Genomic DNA, 23,142 nt, shown 5'->3' on the forward strand with positions numbered 1-23,142 from the left:
GACTGCAAGAGGAATTCGATGCGGCACTGACCTTGAACAGTCGCCGTCCGTGGTTGTCCACCGCTGCGGCCGCACGGGTATCGGGGGAGAAAACGGCGTAGGTGCGGTAAAGGCGAGGCGTTTCATCGGTGGGCCCCCGCCGCTAACGGCACGCGGTGTCGGGATGTCCAGCGGAACTGGGGGTTTGGGCTTGGGCAACCGTGATTCGGGGTAATCCCAGCCCGACTCCACGCGTTGTCGGGGTCTGGCCGCGTTCGCTGGCATCACCTGCGGGGGTCCTACGATGCTGCAGCAGCGGCCCGTCTGCGATCAGATGGTGCGGCGCGGCATCGGTGATTTCGACATCCACCAAGTCACCCGGCCGGACCGAACCGTCGGCGCTGTCCGGACGGAAGTGGACGAGTCGGCCGTCTCGGGCCCGCCCGCTGATTCGCGCCGTGGTGGCGTTTTTGCGGCCCTCTCCTGCGACGACCAGCAGCTCCTGCCGGGTCCCGACCAGGGATCGGTTGCCCTCCAAAGAGATTCGCTCTTGCAGCGCCACCAGCCGCTCGAAGCGCTGCTGGACGACGTTCTTGGGAATCTGGTCGGGCATGTCCGCCGCGGGTGTGCCCGGCCGAGGCGAGTATTGGAAGGTGAATGCGCTTGTGAACCGCGCTTTTTGCACCACGTCGAGGGTCTGCTCGAAGTCATGTTCGGTTTCGCCGGGAAAGCCGACGATGATGTCGGTGGTGATGGCCGCGTCCGGTATCGCGGCACGGACCTTGTCGATGATCCCCAGGTAGCGATCGCGCCGGTAGGAGCGGCGCATGGCCTTGAGGATCTGGTCCGAACCCGATTGCAGCGGCATGTGTAGATGCGGGCACACAGCCGGAGTTTCGGCCATCGCCAGGATCACGTCGTCGGTGAATTCGGCCGGGTGCGGTGAGGTGAACCGGATGCGCTCTAGACCCTCGATCCGGCCGCAAGCGCGTAACAGCTGCGCAAACGCACCTCGATCCCTAGGCAGTGGTGCCTCGCCCGTCGAAGGGTCTGGGTCTGCGAAATTGACGCCGTAGGAGTTGACGTTTTGGCCGAGCAGGGTTACTTCCAGCACGCCCTGCTCTACCAGGGCCTGCACCTCGGCGAGGATGTCGCCGGGGCGGCGGTCGGCTTCCTTGCCGCGTAGCGACGGGACGATGCAGAAGGTGCAGCTGTTGTTGCAGCCCACCGAGATCGACACCCACGCGGCATAGGCTGAATCCCGTGCCGCGGGCAGCGCCGAAGGGAATGTCCGCAGTGATTCGAGAATCTCGACTTGCGCGTCTTGGTTGTGCCGAGAGCGTTCCAAGAGCACCGGCAGTGAGCCGATGTTGTGTGTGCCGAAGACGACGTCAACCCACGGTGCCCGGTCGAGCACGATGTGGCGGTCTTTTTGTGCCAGGCATCCGCCGACCGCGATTTGCATGCCGGGCCGACTCGCCTTGATCGGAGCCAGGTGCGCTAGCGAGCCGTAGAGCTTGTTGTCGGCGTTTTCACGCACCGCGCAGGTGTTGAATACCACCAGATCTGCAGGCGCGCCCGGGTCGGCTTTGATGTACCCGGCGTCTTCAAGCAAACCCGCCATGCGCTCGGAGTCGTGAGCGTTCATCAAGCAGCCGAGAGTGCGGACTTCATACGTGCGGGCGGTTGCGTTGCCCGCGGTATCATTCCTGGTCGCAGGCGGCCGCTCAGTCACAATGTGGTCTTGAGTCACAATTCCTCCGGCAATTTTTCGACTGGAGGGGCGACATTTCCATCGCACGCCCAAAAGGATCGGAACAAGGCATAGCCGAAATTGGACTAATCGAATTCCCCAGGAAAGGGGAATTCGACAAGCCACGGCGAGATATAGCCCGTGCAAAACTTTCCGAGCCTCCTTTTGAGGGAGGTGCGAGCTTTGCTGAGTCCGGGCCCCCTTTTGAGGGGGGTGCGGGGTTCCCGGGCCTCCTTTTGAGGGGGGTGCGGGTTTTGCTGAGTCCGGGCCCCCTTTTGAGGGGGGTGCGGGGTTCCCGGGCCTCCTTTTGAGGGGGGTGCGGGTTTTGCTGAGTCCGGGCCCCCTTTTGAGGGGGGTGCGGGGTTCCCGGGCCTCCTTTTGAGGGGGGTGCGGGTTTTGCTGAGTCCGGGCCCCCTTTTGAGGGGGGTGCGGGGTTCCCGGGCCTCCTTTTGAGGGGGGTGCGGGTTTTGCTGAGTCCGGGCCCCCTTTTGAGGGGGGTGCGGGTTTTGCTGAGTCCGGGACTCCTTTTAAGGGAGCTGCGGATCCACTTCGATTTGAATCTCTGAGAAGTGGTGCTGGTAAGTACTGTAAACCCCATCACCTATGCCGCACAAGTCCCGTGTGGCGATTCCTCGAAAAATTTCCCGGTAAGCAGATAAAAGCCCCGCGAGAGGCATGGTAGGTGCGGCGTTGGGCCATTTCGCGCCGCACTTTGGGGCCGCACTCGCCGGTCAGAGGGGTCGATTGCCCGCACCGACGACTTCGGCAACAAGCGGTAACCTCGGTCGCCATGGGGGAGAGCCGATGAGCGCAGGCCTGTTCGGGCTGCTCGATGACGTCGCTGCCCTGGCGCGGCTGGCCGCGGCCTCGGTGGACGACGTCGGTTCGGCCGCGGCTCGCGCGACCGCCAAGGCGGCAGGCGTAGTGGTCGATGACACCGCGGTAACGCCACAATTCGTTCACGGCATCACCGCCGAGCGCGAACTGCCGATCATCAAACGCATTGCGCTCGGCTCGCTGCGCAACAAGTTGGTGTTCATCCTTCCCAGCGCGATGCTGCTTAGCCAGTTCGTCCCGTGGCTGTTGAGTCCAATCCTGATGCTCGGCGCCACATACCTGTGTTACGAAGGCGCGGAGAAGCTGTGGAGTGCGCTGCGCGGCAACGGTTCCCAGGCCAGGAGGCCGAAAGACGAACAGCAAGTGGTGACCGGGGCGATCCGGACCGACGTCATCCTCTCCGCCGAGATCATGGTGATCGCGCTCAGCGAAGTGGCCGACTTGGCTTTTCTGCCAAGGCTTGTCGTCCTCATCGTCGTTGCGCTGGTGATCACTGGCGCGGTGTATGGGGTGGTGGCGGCGATCGTCAAGATGGACGATGTTGGGCTGCGGCTGGCCGAGACGTCGTCTCGGGTCGGGCAGCGGCTCGGTCGCGCCCTGGTCGCTGGGATGCCCAGGTTGTTGTCCATGATCGCGGCGGTCGGAACGGTTGCGATGCTGTGGGTGGGTGGCCACATCCTGTTGGTGGGCAGCGATCAGATCGGTTGGCACACCCCATACGGCTTGGTGCATCATCTCGATGAACAAGTGCGCCACGCGGTCGGGTCCCTAGGTACCGTCGTGGCCTGGCTGGTCAATACCGGCGTGTCGGCGGCGCTCGGACTGATTGTCGGGGCAGTAGCGGTCACGCTCGTGCACCTGCTGCCGTTTCGTTGGGCGGGTTAGGCGCCGGCGTGCGCCGTCAAATGAAGTCCGAGCCGCCGTCGGCATTCACCGTCGCGCCGGTCACATAGCCGTTGCGCCGCGACACCAGGTAGGCGGTGATGGAAGCGACCTCCTCGGGAAGCCCGGCGCGGCCCAGATCGCACGGCTGGTGAAAGTATTTGTCAATCCAGGCCATGACGTCGTACGGGTTGGTGGCATCGAGTCCGTCGGCGGCCAGCAGGTCTTTGAGCTGTTCGGTAAAGCTGGCCGTGACGATGGTTCCCGGGCACACGCAGTTCACCAGGATGCCGTCCTTGGCCAGGCTCTTCGACAGGTTCTTGGTCACGCTGGATAGGGCCGCCTTCGAGGCCGTGTAGGCGACCAGGCGTGGGTTCTGTCGCTGAATCGAGTGCGCGGACAGCGTCACAACGCGGGCCCAGTCCGCGGCGCGCAGCAAGGGCAACGCGGCGCGAATCGCCCGGACCCCCGACATCGTGCCCAGCGTGAACGCGGCATCCCAAGCGGCGTCGTCGAGTTCCTCGAAGTACCCGTCGCCCGGTCCGATCGTGTGCACCAGGCAATTGAGTTGCCCCCAGCGTTCGGAGACGGCGGCGAAGGCGCTGGTGATCGATGCGGCGTCGGCCATGTCCGCGCTGATCGCCACCGCGTCGGGAGCGCCGGCCTGACTTAGCCTTTCCACGGCGCTGTCCAGTGCCCGCTTGCCACGGGCGATCACCGCCACGCTGGCTCCTTCGGCGGCCAGGGTTTCGGCGATGGCCAGGCCCATGCCTTTGCTGCCTCCGGTGACGACGGCCTTGGAACCGCTGAAGCCCAGGTCCATCGCATCTCCTCTGCGGGCGGGCGCCTCACATGTCAGTCTGGCGCGGCGATCTGCGCAATAGTGTCCGGCGCAACGCCCAGTCCGCGCAGGCAAAATCGCACCGTGCTCTCGCGAACCTCGTTGCGTCGGCAATCCCCGGAGGCCCACTGCTGTTCCGTGTTGGCCCACATCACGCCCTGAATGGAGCGCGCCTCGCTGTGCGGGTCGACGTCGTGGAACACTTCCTGGGCCACGCCGAGGTGAAGCTGCTCGATGAGCGGCTCAAGCGTTTCGGCGTATGCGGGTTCGACCAGCTCGGGGGCGTTGAGCAGATGTGATTGAGCATCCATGGACAGGTGACGCAGGTCCGCCTTGACCGCGTCGTCGAAAGCCAAGTCGAGGCGGCCGTCGATCCAGGCAGCCACTCCTTCGATCGGGTTTGTCGCTTTGGCCATGAGCGTTCTGAGCCGCACCGCTTCGACCCGGGCGACCTCGAGGAACACCGCGGCTACCAGTTGGTCTTTCGACTCGAAATGCCGGTAGAACGCCCGGGTGCTGAGTTGGGCCCGGTCCAGGACGGTCGCGACGCTAAGTCCACGAACCCCATGTTCGCGAACCGACATCGACGCGGCGACCAGGATGGCACGCCGAATGCCAGGATCCGGAGCAAGCTTGTGCCGGCGCCGCGTAAGCCGGCTACTCAGGTCCGCCTGGCGGCGGGTGCCCGGGTTGTTCGGATGCGTCATAGATCCGTAGGTACCCACCAGGCGCTTCCGGGACACCCGCAGCCGACATTTCATCGTCGCTGCAATGTCGGACATGTGTTAGCTACCTGCGCGGCAGTGCATTGTGGGTGAGGGGGATGAGCCGCCTTTTACGGGCAATATGTGCGCATCGAGATGTCGACGTAGTCGCCAGCGTGGTTGCTGAGGGCCGGATTGCTCGAACGAAATGCCGCGACGATCTCGTCCACAGTGAGCCCACGACGGAAGTTCTCGCACACCAACTTGCCGTTGTAGATCGCTGCGTTGGGATTGGCGAAGGAGATACCCCGGTCGTTGAGCGCTGCGATGTAGGCGCTGTCCTGCTCAGGAGTTGAGGCGATCGTCGTCGTGGTGGTTGGGGCGGACGTCGGCGTTGGCGCAATCTGGGTGACCGACCGCGGCTTCGAGGCCTTGCCCGGCGAGCTCTCCGTGGACAGGGCCCAGCCACCGATCACGATCACCGCCGCAAACCCGAGACCGAGCAACAGTAGGGCCGCGGCCCTGGCCAAGGTGGTGCGCCAGGACTGGACGAGCGACGCCGGTTCAGCAGCAAGCTCCTCGCCGCGACCATCGGGGATGTCCGGGACATCGGGGAGGTCTGGGCCGGGGTCGCGGACGTCGCTGACGTCCTGTTCGCGCGACCAGGCCGTCTCGACCGTGTCGGTGGGTGCGGGACTGGGGACGGCTGCCGTCTTGTCGCCGTCGAGTGCGGCGGTCTTGTCGGAAGCCGGGACCGGCTCGGCCATGAGGGCCATGGTAGCCATCGACTCCGTCACCCGATGCGGGCCAACGGCGGGCGCCCGCTTTATGTGAGGTGACGGTCACGCCACCTGGCGAATCGGCCCGTCGGTGCGTGTATCGCCGCCATCACCGAGCTCATCGATGAAGCCACCGAACTCGCGTGCTCGGCGGGCTCGGCGACCGGCGGTCCATCACCCTCCCACCACGTCGGCCGCAATAGTGCCGTCGTCACCGGAATCGCGTCCTCGACGCTGCTGCGGCCCCACTCGTAGGCACGGTCGATGGCGCCGGCCGAGGGGGCCAGGTTGATCGGTGACAGCGTCGGCTGGAACCTGACCAGGTGGTCGGCATAAGGCAAATTGCGCACCATCTGCAGCTGGATCGCCTGGGTAATCGGGGCCAGCCACATGTGCCGGGAGTCCCACTGCGGATGGAAGCAATCAAAGGCCAGGTAGCACGCGTTGCGGGTGCCGAGCTTTCCGTCACGCACCCGCTTCCACGCCAATTCGACCGGCACGTTGCTGGCCGCGCCGCCGTCGACGATCGCCGCGATGTCTTGGTCGGCGCAGAGGGCATCGAGCATGTCGAGCATGCGGTCATCACTGGTTTCGTGGTGCAGCACGCCGGGAACGGCAGACGAAAACGACGCCGCGTCGACGACGTCGAAGTCGCGATCGGGGTCATCGCCGCTGACCACGATCGGTTTGACCACCCGCAAGTCGATGAAGGCGGAAACCTGCCACATCCGGGCTGCGACCAGCGGGCCGATGCCGATGGGCTGGAAGGGCAGTGAGCGCAGTTGCAGCGCCGCCAGTTCCGGACGGCGAAACCGGGATGGCAGTGCGGAATACGGTTGCTTTCGCACGCCGGAGACCACGACATCGAACGGAATCGTCAGATCTGACATGCGGAGCCGGACGTTGTCCTCACGGCTGAGCAGCGATAGCGCGAATTGGTCGAAGCGCAGGGCGAACATCCCGGCCAAGCCGTGGCGGCGGCGCAACCGCTCGGGGCCCAGAATGGCGCGATAAGACACCGTCTTGGCCCACTCCACGTAGTCGTCGATCGGCACCGGCAGACAACGCGCCACCAGACTGCCGATGATCGACCCGAACGACGACCCGATCATGTAGTCAGGCGTTTGGCCGGCCTCCAGGAGGCGCTGGATGCCGCCGATGTAGACGAACCCCGCGCCGCCCCCGCCGCCGAGGATGGTGACGAGCTTCTTGTAGCCGACCTCGGAGTCCAGTTCGGCCGCAGAGAAGTCGCTGCCGTGGCGTTCGATCAGCACTCGCCGTTGGTCGTCTTGGTCGGCGGACAAACCGTCGAGCGCGGTGCGTGCGGCCTTGAGCGCGGTAATCGGATCTGGCTCTTCGCGCAGCGGTCCATACAGGATGTCGCTGACCCGGGACCGCCACGGAGCGACTTCGGCGCCCACCGAGATGTCACCACGTCCGCGGCTGCCGCCCGGACCCGCGGCTCCCGGTTCGAAGTCGGCGAGTCTGGCGAAGTTGAGGATGTAGCGCAGCTTGCGCAGCTCCTCGTCGCTCAACACGCCCGGGTTGGCCAGGTGCTGCCGGATCAGCCTGCTTTCCATCTTTTGCAGCAGCTGGGCCGGCTCGGCCGACGGGAGATCGACGGTGTCGAGGGAATCATCGATGTCCTGAGTCTCGGCATCGATCTTGTCGACCAGGTCCAGTGCGGCGTGACGGCGAGCAAAACGGCTGCCTATCAACTCGGCGAACGGAATGTGCATCAGATCAACCCTCTCATGGCGATCATGTGCGCATGGCTACCGTCCGGGGGGCACCGAGACGGTCGGCAGAGCCGAGCTGCCCGGCCAGCAGCCCAGCGGGCTGATGCCCTTGTTGATCGCGGCCGTAATGCAGTTCTGCACCACAACGTTGGGGTCGTTGCTGATTGAGCGGGACAAGATCTCGTTGGCCTTGGCCTGAGCCTCGGCGGTGCGTTGCGCCTCCACGGCGATCGAGGTCTGCGCGCGCTGCTGGTTGAGCTGGTTGATCTTGTCCTCGGTGCCCTGGTCGTACTGGATGGTCGGAACGTTGACGTCGAAGATGTCGACTTGGCCGCCCACGTCCTGGCGCATGATGTCGGCGGCTCGCTTGGCCAGGTTGGGCAGTGGGGACACGTCCAGGTTTTGCGGGTCCAGTGGGTTGAATGCGGCGAACACCTCGTTGAGGGCAACCGACAGATTCCGCTCGATGAGGTTGACCCGCACGTTGTCGAAGGTTTTGTACTGCTGGAAGAGTTCGGGTGCGGCCGACTGCTTGAGCTGCCAGCGGATACTGACGTCGGCCAGGGCCGTGGATTGGTTGCCCAGCCGCACGGTGATGCGCTGGTCGCTGTTGCCTTCCTTGACGTACTTGTCGATCTGCACCGCGCCGTCCATTTGGTGGGTCATCTGCCAGGGCCATTTGCCGTGGAAGCCGTTGTTCAGGCTCACCCCGTTGGGGCGGCCGAAGGTGGTGACGATCGCGATCTGCCGGGTCCCGACGATGGTGAAGCAGCCCATCAGGAAGAACAGGACCGCCGCCCCAAGGGCGCCGAGAGTCGCGATCTTGCCGCGTAGGCGCGCTTTGTCATTGCCGGCGAACTTCCACAGCAACGCCGCCACGGCGGCGCCGATCAAGCACATGGTCAACATCACGATCTCCCACGTCATCCCTACGCTCCTTCTCCCGCTCGGGTGATGCCGATCGGGCGCGGCATTGCTCAGTTGGGTTCAGCCAGGCCCAGCCAGGTGCGGCCGGGTACGTGCAGACTAGGCGTTGGCGCGACCTGGCCGGGTGCAACGCCCGAGAATGTGGCGTCCGCGGCGGGCTTCAGGTGCCGCAGTAGGTCCGGTAGGCGCCGAAATCCTCGGGCGCCGGGCCGGCGTAGCGCTCGAGCCCAGGCCTTTCGACATAGGGGTCCGTGACCGCATCCAAGAGCCGGCGGAACGGATCGAGGTTGCCGTCGGTCGCCGCGGCCAGAGCCTCCTCGACGAGATGGTTGCGGGGGATGTAGATCGGATTGACCCCGTCCATCAATTCGGCATCCGGCCCCAGGGGCTGCCAGCGTGACAGCCAGTCGTCGAATCCGCTTGGGGCGTCAAACATTGCGCGGGCCGCGTCGCCATCTCCACGGGCCGCTGCCGCCAGGTGCCGGAAGAACGAGGTGTAGTCGACCTGGCCCTGCCGCAGGAGCTGCAGCAGCTCGTCGGCCAGGGGCTTGACCACCTCGGCCTCGGTCACCGCCGGCAAGCCGAGTTTGGCTCGCATACCGGAGCACCAGACGGCGTCGTAGCGGGTGCGGAATACCCCGAAGGACTTCTCGGCGAGGGCGATGCCCTCCTGCATGTCGTCGGCGAGCAGCGGCAGCAGGGCCTCGGCAAAGCGGGCCAGGTTCCAGCCCGCGACGACGGGCTGGTTGGCGTAGGCGTAGCGGCCCCAGTGGTCGATCGAGCTGAACACCGTTTCGGGGTCGTAGGCCTCCATGAAGGCGCACGGCCCGTAGTCAATGGTTTCGCCCGAGATGGTCATGTTGTCAGTGTTCATCACCCCGTGCACGAACCCGATCAACATCCAGCGCGCCAGCAGTGCGGCCTGGACCGCGACCACCTCTTCGAACAGTGCGAGGTAGGGGCGCTCGGCATCCGCGGCGCCGGGGTAGTGGCGGGCGATGGCGTAGTCGGCGAGGCGCCGCAGCAACTCGACGTCGCCGGTAGCGGCCGCGTACTGGAAGCTGCCCACCCGCAGGTGGCTACGGGCGACCCGGACAAGCAAGGCGCCGGGCAGTGGTGTCTCGCGCTGAACCTGGCGCCCGGTACCCACGACGGCCAGGGACCGCGTTGTCGGGATGCCCAACGCGTGCATCGCCTCGCTGACGATGTATTCGCGCAACATCGGCCCAACCACGGCCAGGCCGTCGCCACCGCGGGCGAACGGGGTGCGCCCGGAGCCTTTGAGGTGAATGTCGTACAGGCGCCCATCGGTATCGGCGATCTCGCCGAGCAGCAGGGCGCGGCCGTCGCCCAACCGCGGGACGAACCCGCCGAACTGGTGCCCGGCGTAGGCCTGCGCCACCGGAACCGCTCCGCTGGGTAGCAGACTGCCGACCAGGAACCGGACTCCTTCGGAACTGCGCAACCACGTGGAGTCGAGTTTGAGCTCGCCCGCCAACGGTTCGTTGAGCACCAGCAGCCGCGCGTCTGGCGGCACCTCGGCCTGCCAGCGAACGGCCAGCTCCGGCAAGTCCCGCAAGAAGTGGCTTTGCAGAGCGATGGTCAGATCCGGTGCAGCGCTCATCTCACCAAGCCTACGGACGGGTCAGCCACTCGGGCGTGTCCATTCCCTGTCGGATGATTACCTCCTAGGCTTGCGTGCCATGTCGATCGATCGTGCCGCGCTGGTTGCGGGCAGTCTGCGTTGTGCCTCCGGTATCTCATTTCTCGTCGACCCGGTACGGGCGAACCGGCTTTGGGGTGCGGGTGCGCAGGAGTCGTCGCCGACGGCGCGGCTGCTGTTGCGGTCGATGGGCTATCGCGACGCCCTCATCGGAGGGCTGCTGGCGACAGCTGCGGTGCGCGGCAAGAACACCCGTGGCTGGTTCCTGGCTTCGGCTGGCGCGGACGCAGCCGACCTGCTCGGCGGGATCAGCGTGCATGACGAGCTGAAACGGCTACAGCAGATCGTCGCCCTCGGCGGCGCAGTCGTCGGTATCGGAGTGGGGCTCTGGGGTGCCGCGCGGCCGGCCACCGAAGCCAGTGCGCCCCAACTCGGGTAGGAGCAAGCATGCGTGTCGGAGTCCTGACGTTTGTCACCGATGAAGGCATCGGCCCTGCGGAGCTGGGCGCGGCACTCGAAGAGCGTGGGTTCGAGTCGCTGTTCCTCGCCGAGCACACTCACATCCCGGTGAACAATCAGAGCCCGTATCCGCCCGGCGGGCCAATTCCGCGCAAGTATTACCGCACGCTGGATCCGTTCGTGGCGTTGACGGCGGCGGCGGTGGCGACCGAGTCACTCGTCTTGGGCACCGGCATCGCGTTGATCCCCGAGCGGGATCCGATCGTGACGGCCAAAGAGGTGGCATCGCTGGACGTGGTGTCCGGCGGGCGGTTCTGCTTCGGTGTGGGTGTGGGGTGGCTGCGAGAAGAAGTCGCCAATCACGGTGTTGATCCGGCGGTGCGAGGACGGGTCACCGATGAACGGCTGGGCGCGATGATCGAGATCTGGACCCAGGACAACGCCGAATATCACGGGAAATATGTCGATTTCGACCCAATTTGCTGCTGGCCGAAGCCGGTGACCAAGCCCCATCCGCCGCTGTACATCGGGGGAGGGCCGGCAAGCTTTGGCCGCATCGCCCGCCTAGGTGCCGGATGGATCGCGATTAGCCCGTCACCGCAGCTGTTGGCCGGTCCACTCGAAGAACTGCGCTCGCTGGCCGGTGAGGACGTGGCGGTGACGGTGTGCCTGTCGGATGAGACGAAGGTCAGCGACCTCGAGGGTTACCTGCCGCTGGGGGTCGAACGAGTCCTGCTGGGATTGCCGACCGAGCCTCGCGACCAGACGTTGAGATATCTTGACCAGATGGAATCCGAACTGGTCCAGTTGGGATAAGACCGCAACCCAGTCAAGTGTGGGGGCCAGGCCTCTGTCTGCGCAAAGCGGTTGTGGTTATTCAGATTTCGCGCCGATGCCCGAATCTGTACGGGCTCTGTAGCCGTGATGCGCCGAAAATTATTGTAGTTTGCGTAATTTGGGTCATTCATGCTGAATTGTGCTTATATTGCTTGACTTTCGTCGGGATCGGCGAGCTAGGGTGGTGGCGTGAATCTCCACTTGAACGCGGACCTGCAAGCCCGCTACCACCGCTTCGTCGAAAGGGTGCGCACATCAGGCGAACTCTGGGTGCTGATTGGACCCGAGGCACGGGGAGCGTGGGTCGAATCGAACCACTACGTGACGGAGGACGACGAGCCCATCCCCGTGCATCTGGTCTATTCGGCTGCAGCCTATGCGCGCCAGCACGCCACAGGGGCGTGGGCGGCATACGAGCCGGCGGCGTTGGAGCTGGAGCAGTTCCTGGCCGGGCCGCTTCAGCACATGCACCAGAGCGGCGAGATGCTGGGCCCCGACTACAACGCCGATCTCGCGGGAGTCGAGATCGAGCCCATCGACCTGGCCCGTGCCCTGCTGGGGGAAGAGCAGCCGTAGCCCGCGCAGTGGAGCCGTTGGCTAGCTCCCGATTCGGCCCAGCAGCCGACGAATTGGGCCCTGCGACTCACCGGTCTCCGGTTGTCTATTGGCATAGGGCCACGGCTGGTTGCGCTCCGGCACCGACGAGGCCCGCTGCTGTTTGAGCTGCATCCGCAGATGCTGACGCAGCTCATGCAACTCGGGGTCGGTCCAACGATTGTCGGTCTCGACTGGATCGGCAGTCAGATCGTAGAGTTCCCACTGGTCGTCCACCGGGTCGGTGCGATAGGTCTCGCCGCCCACACCGTTGCTGGCCAGGTGACGTACCCCGGGCTCGGTCCAGGTCGCCGGGTCGTCAAAGGTGCGCACCAGCTTCCACAAGTGGCCGGCGCCGCCGGGGGCGTCGGAGTCCTCGACCCGCACGACAAGCCCTTCGAAGTTGGCGGCCACGTGCGCGGGCAGCTTGATGCGCAGCGGCGCTGGGGGATTGACCGTGCGGCCCAGCTGTCGGGACAGCAGCGATGCGCCGGTGTCGCCTTCGAGCACGTTGTCGCGTGTCATCAGGTAGATCGCTCGATCTTCGTCGGCGGGGGCCCCGTCGACCACCGCCATCAGATCCCGACCGGGCAGCGGGTGCACCTCGGTGAATGATTCGGCAAGGTTCGCGGCGACGGCGTCGGTGTCGATGCCGGCCGCGCTAAGCAGCGTCGGCACCAGGTCGACGTGCGATGTTGGGGCCGAAACGGTGCGTGCCGTGGTCGCCTCATCGCCGACTCGGGCGATGACGAACGGAACCCGGGTGGCCTCGTCGTAGAGGTTGAACCACTTCTGATGCAGCCCGCCATGAGCCCCGAGCAGATCACCGTGGTCGGATGTGCGGACCAGGACGGCGTTGTCGGATCCGCCCTCGGTCACCGCGCGGCGGACCCGGTCAATCGGCCCGTCGTTCTCGGCGTGCAAGCGGTAGTAGAGATCGCGGTAGCGCTGCGCGTTGCGGTGGTAGGTGCGCTTGATCGCCGGTGCCACGCCGTATCCGGTGTAGTACGCCTGCCGGAATGCGATCTGCGCGGCCGGCTTTGTTCTCAGGTCCTCGTTGGCGGTGGGTGGTGCCGGCACATGCGGGGGGTCTAGGTGCGACGGCTTCAACGGGCCGAATCGCGCCCAGGCCGGGAACAGCACCACGTCGTGCGGGTTGATGAAGCTGGCCACCAGCAAGAACGGACGCAGCGCCGCTTCGTCGCCGGCACGGCGGCGCGCATAGCGGTCCTCGAGCCATGCAACAACTCGGTCGGCGATCAGCGGGTCACGACGGAAACCGCTGTTCGCGTTGCCCGCGCCATGCGGCTCGGGGCCCACCCAGCCGGAAAAGCCGTACGGGCCGAGCGGGTCGGCATCGAGGTAGCGCTGTACGGCCGCCGGGTCGATCTCGCCGTCGTCGTCGTTGGTGGCCAGCGAGAGGCCGGTGTCGGGGTCTTCAAGATCGGCATGCGAGATGTGCCATTTGCCGTCGTAGTGGGTGTCATATCCCGCCGCGCGGAACCAGTTACCCAGAGTCGGTACCTCGCCCGCCCGCAGCCAGCGCAGCCGGGAGTCGTCGAACCGTTTGCCGATGCCATCGGTTTGCGTGACACCGTGCAGGTCGGGGTACTGGCCGGTGAAAATTGTCGGGCGACTCGGCACACAGGCCAGCGATCCGGTGTAGTGCCGGGCGAAACTCACCCCGTGTTCGTCGAACCAGCGACGGCCGGTAAGGGTGCGCTGCCGCCAACCCAGGACGTCGGCCGACTCGTAAGGGGGAACCGCGCGCTCCTCGTCGGTCATGATGATGACGATGTCGGGGCCCTCAGGCATGCGTTTTCTCCAATCGGCTCGCCAATCCGGCAAGCATCGCGTCGGACTGCTTGGCCAGCACGCGCAGCGCAACCCGCTCCGCCATCTGAGCCAGCCGGCTGGTCCCGACCTCTACCGTGCTCGTGAGTTCCACGATGGTGGCGTTACCGCTTCGGCGCAACCTCCAGTGGTTGGCGACCTTGCGGAGGCGGTTGGGTAGGCCCTCGATGTCATAGGCCAGCGAGGTGGGCGGGTCGAACGCGGTTATGCGTTCCACCAGGGTGTTGCGGCCCACCTGTACGCGGCGGGTGGTGCCCACCGGCTCCCCGTCGGGGCCCTCATTCAACACGCACGAATGGTCGATGCCGTCAGCCCACGTGCTCAGGGCGCCGAAGTCGGCGAGTACGTTCCAAATCGCCTGCGGCTCGGCCACTATGGTCCGGCTACGGCTGATATCTGCCACTCAGCCATCCAACACTATGCGGCAGGCTCGCGCGCCAAGTTGGTCTGTTCGCGACCTCGACGCGGGACGCGGCCACCGTTGCCCGGCCGGGTCGGCGATGCGGCGGCGCGGGGTCACGAGGGCAGCGATCGGACCTGCCCCTCGAACACCGTTCCCCAAATGGGGAGGTCTTTGAGTCCGTCGACGCCGACCTGGTAGGGGTCGTCTTCGAGGACGGTGAAGTCCGCGTACTTGCCGGCGCGGATCGATCCGAGGTCGTTTTCTTTGCGCATGATCCAGGCGGCGTCGATGGTGATGGCCCGCAGTGCGGCGTGCAGGCTGATCCGCTCCTGCGCGCAGTTGAGGTTGCCGTTGATCGTGATTCGTCGGGCCGCGACCCAGGCGAGGGTCAGTGGGGCCAGTGGCGCCATGGGGCAATCGGAGTGCAGGCCGAACGGGACGCCGAGGCGCTCGAGTGATCCCAGGCGCACCAGCTCGGCGCCGCGGTCGCTGCCGAGCCATTCCGAACTGTAGATATCGCTGAGTAGGTAGTGGTAGTAGGGATTGGCGGAGACCACCATGCCCAGCTCCCGCATCTGCAGGTTCTGTTCCTCGGTGGTGTAGCCGAAGTGTTCCAGGACGGTGCGGTGACCGATCCGGGGATGGATCCACTGCAGGTGGCGTACCAGGTCGATCAAGGCCTCGGCACTGAGGTCGCCGACGGTGTGGGCGTGCAGTTGGTAGCCCTCCCGCCAAAAGACCTCGGCCCAGGTCCGCGTGACTTGCAGCGGGGCCATCCACATCCCGGTGTGGCCGTCGAGGTAGCCGGGGTACCCGAACTGGGCCATTCCGCTGAAGATCGCGCCGTCCATCATGAGTTTGAAGTGGTGGTCAAACCCGACTCGTCCGGAGGTCATTTGCGCCCACTCCGCGACAGCGGCCACGGCCTCCTGCGGGCTGACACCGCGGGCCAGGAAGTCAGAGATCAACGGGGTGAGCACGATCCTGGACGGTGCGTCGATCTCCCGCGAGATCCTGTTGATCAGCCGGATCTCGTTTTCCGGATTGCCCATGCTGCCGACGCCCATGTCCAGACAGGTCGTGACGCCGGCTAGGTGGACCATGCGGAAGAAGTTGGCCATGCCTTCCCCATACCGGGCGGGTTCGAACAGGAGTTGCGGCAGGCGGCTGGCGCCGACCAGGGCCATTGCGCCGTTCTCCCAGAAGCGTCCGCGCTCCCAGTCCACCTCGGGAAGATCGGCGAACTGCTGCTCGCTGAGCCCCATCCAGTCGATCGCGCCGTCGTTGGCGATCAGTTCGTGGAACGACCGGTGCCACAGGATGACGGGCCGGGTTCCGAACATCGCGGTCAGCTCGGGGCGCCCGATCGACCCGTGCCAGAGCGGGTGGTAGCCCCAGGCCACGAACGGCACGCTCCAGTCCGGGTGGGCGTCGACCAGTTCCCGCAACCGCGTGCGGAACGCGTCCGGGGTCGTCGCGCCGGAAAAACGTCCGGTCGGCAGGTTCCAATCCTCGGGAGCGAGGAACGGAAACTGAGTAAGCACCGCAGGCAATGAAGGGTGCACGTGCGGGTCGATGAAGCCGGGAAGCACCACCTTGTCGGACAGCCGCTCGTCGACGACGTATTCGTGGCGATTCAGCCAGGGACGCATCGAGTCCAGCGAACCGACGGCGACAATCCGGCGGTCGGCCACCGCGACTGCGGAGGCCTCCGGTAGTGAGGGCGTCATCGTCAGCACCTTGCGGGCCGGGAAGACAGTGATCGGATGCGTGGGGCCCTCGGACATATGGCCAGCTTGCTCCACGGGCTCACCCCAGCGGTACAAATCAACGAAATCGGCGGCCGTCGGCTATTTCAGTTCCGCTAGAGCTAGTTTCGCCGCATTGGCGCCACACATGCCATGGGCGCCCGGCCCAGGCGGCGTCGCGGCCGAGCAGATGTAGGTGCCCGGCACCCCGGTTCGATAGGGCGACAATGTCACCCGCGGTCCAAAGGTCAGCTGGCGGACATCTTTGGCGCCCGTCATGATGTCGCCGCCGACGAAATTCGGGTTGTATCTGGACATCTCGGTGGTGCTGCGGACGGTCTGCCCGACGATGTGCTCCCGGAATCCCGGTGCGAAACGCTCGATCTGCGCGATGATCGCGGCGGTGGCGTCGCCGGTGTAGCCGTTGGGGACGTGTGCGTAGGTCCACAGCGGATGGATATTGCCGACCGAGCGCTCAGCATCGGCCAGGTACTGCTGACCGACCAGAACGAATGGTCGTTGTGGCATCCGTCCGGCATGGACCTCGCGTTCGGCGGCGGCGAGCTCGGCGTAGGAACCTCCCAGATGCACCGTTCCCGCCCGGCGGGCCTGCGGATTGGTCCATGGGACGGCGCCCTCGATGGCGAAGTCGACTTTGAATGCGCCTGGCCCGCGCCGAAATTTGTTGTAGGCGCGGGCAATCCGCCCGGGCATCCGGTCACCGAGGATGCCGGCGACGGCGTCCGGCGCGAGGTCGAACATGGTCACGTCCGCCGGTGGCAGCTGCGATGCCGTCTGTACCCGTACGCCCGTTTCGATCTTGCCGCCCAGCTCGTCCAACGCTGCCACCAGCGCGTTGGTGATTGATTGCGAACCGCCGGCCGCTACTGGCCAGCCGTGCCGGTGGCCTGCGGTGATGATGCCCAGGCCGATGGCTGAGGTCATCGGGTAGTGCAGCGGCCGAAACGCATGCGCGGCAACGCCTCCGAACAATGCCCGGCCCTGGTCGGTGCGAAACAGCCTGGCCAGCACCGCGGCGGGAAGCACCGTCGTTGCCCCGAACCGGGCCAAGGTGATTGGGTGCCCGGGAATGCTCAGCAGCGGACCCATGATGTCCTCGGCCAGCATGTCGAATCGTTGCGAAGTCCATTCGAACAGGGCCCGCCAGCGGCGACCATCGCCGCCCAGCCCGTCGGCCGTCTGGCCTACCGAACGGTGCAGCACGCCCGCGCTGCCGTCATCGAGCGGATGCACGCAGTCGATCTCGGGCAGCAGCCAGCTCAGGCCGTGGCGGTCCAGGTCCAGGCCGGCGAGGAACTCCGAGCCGATGGCCATCGGATGGATGGCCGAACAGTGGTCATGCACCAGGCCGGGCACGATGGCCTCGCTGCTGCGGGCACCGCCGCCCACCTCCTCGGCGGACTCGAGAACGGTGACCTGCAGTCCGGATTTGGCCAGGGTGATGGCGGCGGCGAGCCCATTGGGCCCGCCACCAACCACGATCGCGGTCTGCGATGCACCTTTCATGCCAGCGCCCCATGCTCGTGGTCCTGCCCGTCGCGGATCCGTTCCCGCCTGCCGCCGAGCGACCAGGTCACCTGCGTTGGGATCGGACCGTTAGGCAGCCACGGCTGCTCGGCCACCGCATCGGCAACCTTCCAGGTGCCGCGCTCGAGCACCCCCAGGGCCGCGTCGATGACCTTGTAGTGCTGCACCTTGCTGCCCCAGGCCTGCGACTCCACCCACACGACGATGAGTTCACCGGGCTCGAACGCGGCCTGTGTCTGCATCGCCGCGATCAGATCTTCGTTGTGCAGGTGACCGTCGCCGAAGTTGAACCCGATCAACGAGTTGCAGATGAACTCGCCTTCCCGCACGATGCGGGTGTCGATGTCGGGCAGGTTCTTCAACAGCACCGAGAACAGGCCGCGACCCTGGCTGTGCATGCTGCGCCAGGCGATCGAGTGCTGCATCGTGATCTCCGCCCACTGCGGCTCATAACCGAAGTCGATGAACTGGTCGAGCTGGTTCTTCGACGACCGGGTGACCTTGTTGAGTTTGTGCTCGGTGCCCGGAGCGAAGGCCCATACCGCCGAGGCCCAGTTGCCGGCGTATTGGCGCATGGACGGCAGGAACGAGACCTTGTCGGGCCGGAAGTTGCCCAGGATCGGGAAGAACAGCAGTGCGGCGACGATGGCGGCCAACAGCCATGGCGACGACATGGAGGTCACGCCGTAGCCCTGCCAGGCTGGGAAGCCCAGGAACAGAAAGATCGTGGCGTAGGCGAACAGCACGTTCCATTCCAGCGGCACCGCCAGCGGGAACGTCGAAATGATGAACAGGTGGAACGACACCATCAAGGCGGCGGCCGCCAGGGTCAGCCACTTGTTGGTGGAGAACAACAGCGTCAGCGGGGCGAGGATTTCTACCGTGGTGCCCGCGGCGTGGGCCATCACCTCGGCGAGCCGAGACGGGCGCAGGTCCCGCGGAAAATTGCGGTAGTGGGCCCGCTTGAGCCACCTGAACGCAATGGCCGGGCTGTTGCTCACCATCGGGGGGATGACGTTGGCGAAATGCTTGCCGAACTTGGATGCGCCGGCGCCCACCCATACGACGACGATCAGCAGCTTGAGCGCGATGATCATGTCCGCGAAGTTCGCGAATCCGAGCACCGCGAAGAAAAACATCGCCGGCAGATACTGCTCGCCGCGGGCGCCCAGGAAGATCGTCTTGTCACGCAGTCCCACCAGGACCAGCAGCACCATCGGTGCGATCAGCAGTGCGGGATTGACCAGGCCGGATGTGTTTCCGGGAAGCGCCGCCGACAGCGAGTCACTGGGCACGCCGGGCGAAAACAGCGCAACCGCCACACTGACCAGCAGGGCGACATAGAGCGCAACGTCCAACAGAGTGCGCCGGTCGCCCTCGGTGAACGGCACCCATTTCCATGGCCGCAGCCGGATGGTGCCGGGGCGGGCCCAGAAACGAATGCCGCCGGTCATCGGCTTGATCTTGCCGGCGAGGGGACCCCAGGAACCGGCGACGCCAATGGATTCCAGCAGCACCGTCCACAGGATGACCTTCTGGTACACAATCGGTTGGTTCCACCACGCGGCCACGTGCCAGAAGGCCGGCAGCCCTGAGGTCAACGTGGCAACGATGACCCCGCCGAGCGCGTAGCCGAAGATGAGCTTCAGGATGTAGATGGCATGCACCATCCGCGGCGACGGGAACCCGTATTCCACCCAGCTCTGGGCGAGGATGCGCCCCCGCTCCATCAGCGGTTTGCGCAGGAATGTGTCCGGATCAACGTCGGGAAAATGTGGTTTGAAGAATCCCATCGCAGTGGCTCCTTGATTCATTGAGACTTGCTTGGTCAGGTCGAAGGTGGATCGGGACACCGTACGAATCAGGTGATGTGGCCCACACCGTCTCGACCGGATGAAATTGCCTGTTCGCACTGTCCTGGGAGGACAAAAGCACCGCTAAGACCCGGTTCTGTCGGACCCGTCAAGACGTCTAGTGTCGGTTCATGGCGGAACGAAACCGCACCGACGACGCGGCGGTCGGCAAAATCGCGGTCGAGGTCGTGGACCGCCTTAGCGCCCAATTAGCCGAAGCGACCGCATCGATTCAAGGCACCCTGGAACGCGAAATCGTCGAGCTGCGCGGTGACGTGCAACTGCTGGACCTTCTCCACGCCAGCGTCGAGGGAAACGTGGCCGCGGTGCTCAACGCGATCCACTACGACATTCCGATCGAGCGCGTTGAGTCTCCGACGGCGGCGCTGGAGTACGCCAGGAGGTTGGCGCAGCGGGGGGTGCCGGTCAATGCGCTGGTGCGTGCCTACCGGCTTGGCCACAAAGAGATGCTGGAGCGAATCATCGATGGGGTCCAGGAAGCGGGCGCCGATCCCGCGCTGAGCCTTGATGTGTTCAACCGGATCTCCGAGGTCACCTTCAACTACATCGACTGGATCTCGCAACAGGTCGTGGCGGCCTACGAGGCCGAACGCGACCGGTGGCTGGAAAACCGCAGCCGAGTCCGCAATGTCCGGATCGCGGAGATTCTCGATGGCGGCGACATCGACACCGACGCGATGACCAAGTCGATTCGCTACCCGTTGCGAAAGGTGCATCTCGCGCTCGTCTTGTGGTTCCCCGATGGCGCGACCGACGGCAACGAGTTCGAGAGGCTGGAGCGGTTCTTAGACGAACTTGCCGAGCACCTGGGCACGGGCAATGCGTTGTTCGTGGCCGCGGATCGGATCACCGGGTGGGGGTGGATCCCGTTGCGGGCCAATGATGCTGGCCTGACCGAGCGGGTCCGTCGCTTCGTCGCGGGCCACACCGACGCGCCGCACGTCGCATTGGGCCAGGCATTGCCGGGCGTCGAAGGTTTCCGGCGGGCACACCGTCAGGCGCGAAACGCACACCGTGTTGGTGTCGCGGTGGGTGCATCCGCGCCGGCGGTCATGGCGGTCAGCGACGAGGGACTGTCCGCGGCCGCACTGATGGGTGCGGATCTGCCGGACGCCGGGGCCTGGGTGCGCGAGACCCTGGGCCCGTTGTCGACCGATTCGGACAACGATGCCGTGCTGCGTGAGACGCTTCGGGTCTTCCTGCGCGAAGGGGGTAGTTACAAGGCGGCGGCGGAGCGCCTGCACCTGCACTACAACTCGGTCAAGTACCGGGTTGCCCGGGCGGTCGAGCGTCGGGGCCGGCCGATCGACGACGAGCGGCTCGACGTCGAGATGGCGTTACTGGTCTGCCAGTGGTTCGGCGCGGTGGTGCTCGGCCCCGAGCGGTGAGGGTGCCGGCGCCGTGGGTACAGGTCGTTGGAGGCAATCGGTGGCGTTACCGCTACGGTTTAGGTAATACGCCCGACTAATAGAACGAAGATGGCGGCAGAACAAGCAATGTACGAACAGGTCAATAGCTACGTCGTGGATCCTGCCGACGTGGGTTCACGCATCGACCCAGTGCTGGCCCGGAGCTGGTTGCTGGTCAACGGCACGCATGCCGACCGATTCCAGGCTGCGTCGCATTCTCGCGCCGACATCGTCGTGCTCGACATCGAGGATGCGGTCGCCCCCAAAGACAAGGGCAGCGCTCGCGACAATGTGGTGCATTGGCTCGGTGACGGCAATGCCGACTGGGTTCGCATCAATGGCTTCGGCACCCCGTGGTGGGCCGACGACATAGCCATCCTGGCTGGCAGCTCGGTCGGTGGTGTCATGTTGGCGATGGTGGAATCGGTCGACCATGTCACCGAGACCGCCAGGAGGCTGCCCAACGTGCCGATCGTGGCATTGGTCGAGACGGCTCGCGGCCTGGAGCGCATCACCGAAATCGCGTCGGCCAAGGGCACCTTCCGGCTGGCTTTCGGCATCGGTGACTTCCGCCGGGATACCGGCTTTGGCGAAGACGCCACCACGCTGGCGTACGCGCGGTCACGATTTACCATCGCGGCCAAGGCGGCCGGCCTGCCGAGTGCAATCGACGGGCCGACCATCGGCTCCAACCCGCTCAAGCTCATCGAGGCCAGCGCGGTCTCGGTGGAGTTCGGGATGACGGGCAAGATCTGTTTGTCGCCGGAGCAGTGCGCGGTGGTGAATGAGGGGCTGTCCCCGTCGCAGGACGAGATCGGCTGGGCGAAAGAGTTTTTCGCCGAGTTCGAGCGCGATGGGGGAGAGATCCGAAACGGCTCCGACCTGCCGCGTATTGCCCGCGCAACCAAGATCCTGGATCTGGCGCGTGCCTACGGCATCGAGGCCTCTGACTTCGAGGACGAGCCGGTGCACTCACCCGCGCCAACCGACACCTATCACTACTAGTCACTACTAGGTTGTGACGAGCTAGGCGGCGTGCCGGGCGAGCGAAATGCCTACCCTGACCTCGAGTTCGCTGGCCGTGACGGTCTGCACCCGCGGCGGGGCGCCGGATCGGTAGCTTGTTCCCGTTGGCGTGGTGAATTCAGCTGTGTGCGTGTGGGTTTCGTGCATACTCGTCTCGACTCGCCAACCGTACGCCTCCTTGGCGTAGTTGCAGCGCTCGCACGATCCCAGGCCGTTGTCCGCTGTGGTGGGGCCGCCTTTGGCCCAAGGCCGCGCGTGATCGCGGTGTCGGATCGGGGCGTCGCAGTAGGGAGTGCGACACCGCTGATCCCGCAACTCGATGAAGGCGGCCAGGCCGCGGGGAAATAGCCGCGCTCGTGATTCCATCGCTACCAGCGCCCCGGCTCGGGGATGGGCGTAGAGCCTGCGCAGCGTCGCCCGCGAACGTCCGTCGGCGACAGCGTCGGCGACCATCGTACGGGCGACCGCCGCGGGGATTGGGCCATAGCCGCAGACATCCGCGGGTGCGCTATCGGCTCCCAGCAGTGATTCATCCGTCAGCACCAGGTTGACCGCGATCGGAGTCGGGACCGCCGCGTCGCGCCCGGTGACCCGCTCGACCAGGGTGTCCGCCATCACCTGCCCGCGGGAGCGCCCGTCACACCGGGTATCTGCCGCACGGCGCAGCGCCGCGTACACCGAAATGCCCTGGGCCACCGGCAATAGCGCGGTCAGATAGGTCATGGTGTCGGGAGCCGGGCGGATGGTGACCGTCCGTTCCCTCTCGGCCTTGGCCGCCCGGTCGACGACAGCATGTGGGTCCAGCCGGTAGGCGATCGCTTTGGCCGCCGCGGCGACCCGAGCATCACCCAACCCCTCAAGGCCGGACGGGTCGCCACACAATTCGGCATCCAATTCGCGCCGGTGCTCGATGTCCAGACAAGCGCTCTCGCGAACGATCAGGGTGGCCCGCCACTCCGACAGCAACCCGCATTCCAGCGCCGCCAGTGTGTGCGGCATTTCATGCACTAGTGCCTTGGCGAATCCCAGGTGGCGGCTGCCCCGGGCGGGCGAGTCTCGTCGCGCCAGCGCGATCTCATTGGCCAGACCACGTCCACGCTGGGCGGCTGGCACGCCGGCAGCTGATTCGGCAGCTCGGCGTGCCGTGTCCAAGGCGGCCGCCGCGCGAGCCTGGCCTGCTGCGGCTGCCGATTTGACCCTCTCCAGCTCAGCAATGCGCTCGACCAGCGCGGCTTGGTCGGCGGCGGGATCGACAGTCGCCAAGGATTCGAACATGTGTTCGATTC

Annotated in this window: 19 protein-coding genes; 6 read left to right on the top strand and 13 right to left on the bottom strand. The window is 65.7% G+C overall.

Annotated elements, in window-relative coordinates; genetic code table 11:
- Positions 1-142: 142 nt before the first annotated feature.
- Complete coding sequence (gene miaB, locus CCUG20998_RS07370) at positions 143-1,627, bottom strand: tRNA (N6-isopentenyl adenosine(37)-C2)-methylthiotransferase MiaB (protein ID WP_020732312.1); 1,485 nt, start codon at positions 1,625-1,627, stop codon at positions 143-145.
- A 909-nt stretch (positions 1,628-2,536) separates the two neighbouring features.
- Here miaB and CCUG20998_RS07375 point away from each other — a divergent pair.
- Positions 2,537-3,454, top strand: coding sequence for a DUF808 domain-containing protein (locus CCUG20998_RS07375; RefSeq protein WP_020732313.1), 918 nt, complete (start codon positions 2,537-2,539; stop codon positions 3,452-3,454).
- Between the two features lie 16 nt (positions 3,455-3,470).
- Here CCUG20998_RS07375 and CCUG20998_RS07380 read toward each other — a convergent pair whose 3' ends face one another.
- The 6 genes from CCUG20998_RS07380 to CCUG20998_RS07405 all read right to left on the bottom strand — a co-directional run bounded on the left by CCUG20998_RS07380 (position 3,471) and on the right by CCUG20998_RS07405 (position 10,065).
- The gene (locus CCUG20998_RS07380; RefSeq protein WP_020727108.1) at positions 3,471-4,274 is read right to left on the bottom strand and encodes an SDR family NAD(P)-dependent oxidoreductase; all 804 of its coding nucleotides are present in this window, start codon (positions 4,272-4,274) and stop codon (positions 3,471-3,473) included.
- A 32-nt stretch (positions 4,275-4,306) separates the two neighbouring features.
- A complete protein-coding gene (locus CCUG20998_RS07385) occupies positions 4,307-5,074 on the bottom strand; it encodes a TetR/AcrR family transcriptional regulator (RefSeq protein ID WP_036457445.1) in 768 nt (255 codons plus the stop codon).
- A 53-nt stretch (positions 5,075-5,127) separates the two neighbouring features.
- The gene (locus CCUG20998_RS07390) at positions 5,128-5,763 is read right to left on the bottom strand and encodes a DUF732 domain-containing protein (RefSeq protein ID WP_020732315.1); all 636 of its coding nucleotides are present in this window, start codon (positions 5,761-5,763) and stop codon (positions 5,128-5,130) included.
- Between the two features lie 59 nt (positions 5,764-5,822).
- Complete coding sequence (locus CCUG20998_RS07395; protein WP_020732316.1) at positions 5,823-7,514, bottom strand: patatin-like phospholipase family protein; 1,692 nt, start codon at positions 7,512-7,514, stop codon at positions 5,823-5,825.
- A 36-nt stretch (positions 7,515-7,550) separates the two neighbouring features.
- Positions 7,551-8,441, bottom strand: a complete 891-nt coding sequence (locus CCUG20998_RS07400) for an Rv3090 family protease (protein WP_020732317.1) — start codon at positions 8,439-8,441, stop codon at positions 7,551-7,553.
- 160 nt (positions 8,442-8,601) lie between these two features.
- A complete protein-coding gene (locus CCUG20998_RS07405) occupies positions 8,602-10,065 on the bottom strand; it encodes a protein adenylyltransferase SelO (RefSeq protein ID WP_020732318.1) in 1,464 nt (487 codons plus the stop codon).
- Positions 10,066-10,144: 79 nt separating this feature from the next.
- Here CCUG20998_RS07405 and CCUG20998_RS07410 point away from each other — a divergent pair, with 79 nt between their 5' ends.
- The 3 genes from CCUG20998_RS07410 to CCUG20998_RS07420 all read left to right on the top strand — a co-directional run bounded on the left by CCUG20998_RS07410 (position 10,145) and on the right by CCUG20998_RS07420 (position 11,976).
- Complete coding sequence (locus CCUG20998_RS07410) at positions 10,145-10,543, top strand: DUF4267 domain-containing protein (RefSeq protein ID WP_020732319.1); 399 nt, start codon at positions 10,145-10,147, stop codon at positions 10,541-10,543.
- 8 nt (positions 10,544-10,551) lie between these two features.
- On the top strand, positions 10,552-11,379 hold the full coding sequence (locus CCUG20998_RS07415; RefSeq protein WP_012393411.1) for an LLM class F420-dependent oxidoreductase: 828 nt from the start codon (positions 10,552-10,554) through the stop codon (positions 11,377-11,379).
- Positions 11,380-11,589: 210 nt separating this feature from the next.
- Positions 11,590-11,976, top strand: a complete 387-nt coding sequence (locus tag CCUG20998_RS07420; protein ID WP_036457446.1) for a DUF2750 domain-containing protein — start codon at positions 11,590-11,592, stop codon at positions 11,974-11,976.
- Between the two features lie 21 nt (positions 11,977-11,997).
- Here the strand turns inward: CCUG20998_RS07420 and CCUG20998_RS07425 are convergent, their stop codons facing one another.
- The 5 genes from CCUG20998_RS07425 to CCUG20998_RS07445 form a co-directional block, all read right to left on the bottom strand.
- Positions 11,998-13,809 (bottom strand): sulfatase-like hydrolase/transferase, encoded by a 1,812-nt coding sequence (locus tag CCUG20998_RS07425; RefSeq protein ID WP_020732321.1) that lies wholly within the window; start codon positions 13,807-13,809, stop codon positions 11,998-12,000.
- Entirely contained in the window at positions 13,802-14,251 is a 450-nt protein-coding gene (locus tag CCUG20998_RS07430; RefSeq protein WP_020727104.1) for an SRPBCC family protein, read from the bottom strand. Before CCUG20998_RS07430 ends, CCUG20998_RS07425 begins: the two co-directional genes overlap by 8 nt.
- 113 nt (positions 14,252-14,364) lie before the next feature.
- A complete protein-coding gene (locus tag CCUG20998_RS07435) occupies positions 14,365-16,038 on the bottom strand; it encodes an amidohydrolase (protein WP_020732322.1) in 1,674 nt (557 codons plus the stop codon).
- Between the two features lie 63 nt (positions 16,039-16,101).
- Positions 16,102-17,526 (bottom strand): phytoene desaturase family protein, encoded by a 1,425-nt coding sequence (locus CCUG20998_RS07440; RefSeq protein WP_020732323.1) that lies wholly within the window; start codon positions 17,524-17,526, stop codon positions 16,102-16,104.
- The gene (locus CCUG20998_RS07445) at positions 17,523-19,340 is read right to left on the bottom strand and encodes a DUF3556 domain-containing protein (protein WP_036457512.1); all 1,818 of its coding nucleotides are present in this window, start codon (positions 19,338-19,340) and stop codon (positions 17,523-17,525) included. The genes CCUG20998_RS07440 and CCUG20998_RS07445 overlap by 4 nt, the downstream gene beginning before the upstream one ends.
- A 191-nt stretch (positions 19,341-19,531) precedes the next feature.
- On the opposite strand from CCUG20998_RS07445, the gene CCUG20998_RS07450 reads away from it, so the two are divergent.
- Positions 19,532-20,809, top strand: coding sequence for a PucR family transcriptional regulator (locus CCUG20998_RS07450; protein WP_020732325.1), 1,278 nt, complete (start codon positions 19,532-19,534; stop codon positions 20,807-20,809).
- 108 nt (positions 20,810-20,917) lie between these two features.
- Entirely contained in the window at positions 20,918-21,835 is a 918-nt protein-coding gene (locus CCUG20998_RS07455; protein WP_020732326.1) for an HpcH/HpaI aldolase/citrate lyase family protein, read from the top strand.
- A gap of 21 nt (positions 21,836-21,856) precedes the next feature.
- Here CCUG20998_RS07455 and CCUG20998_RS07460 read toward each other — a convergent pair whose 3' ends face one another.
- A complete protein-coding gene (locus CCUG20998_RS07460; RefSeq protein WP_020732327.1) occupies positions 21,857-23,131 on the bottom strand; it encodes an HNH endonuclease in 1,275 nt (424 codons plus the stop codon).
- Positions 23,132-23,142 lie beyond the last annotated feature (11 nt).

It is taken from the genome of Mycobacterium marinum (assembly GCF_003391395.1).
GTDB lineage: Bacteria > Actinomycetota > Actinomycetes > Mycobacteriales > Mycobacteriaceae > Mycobacterium > Mycobacterium marinum.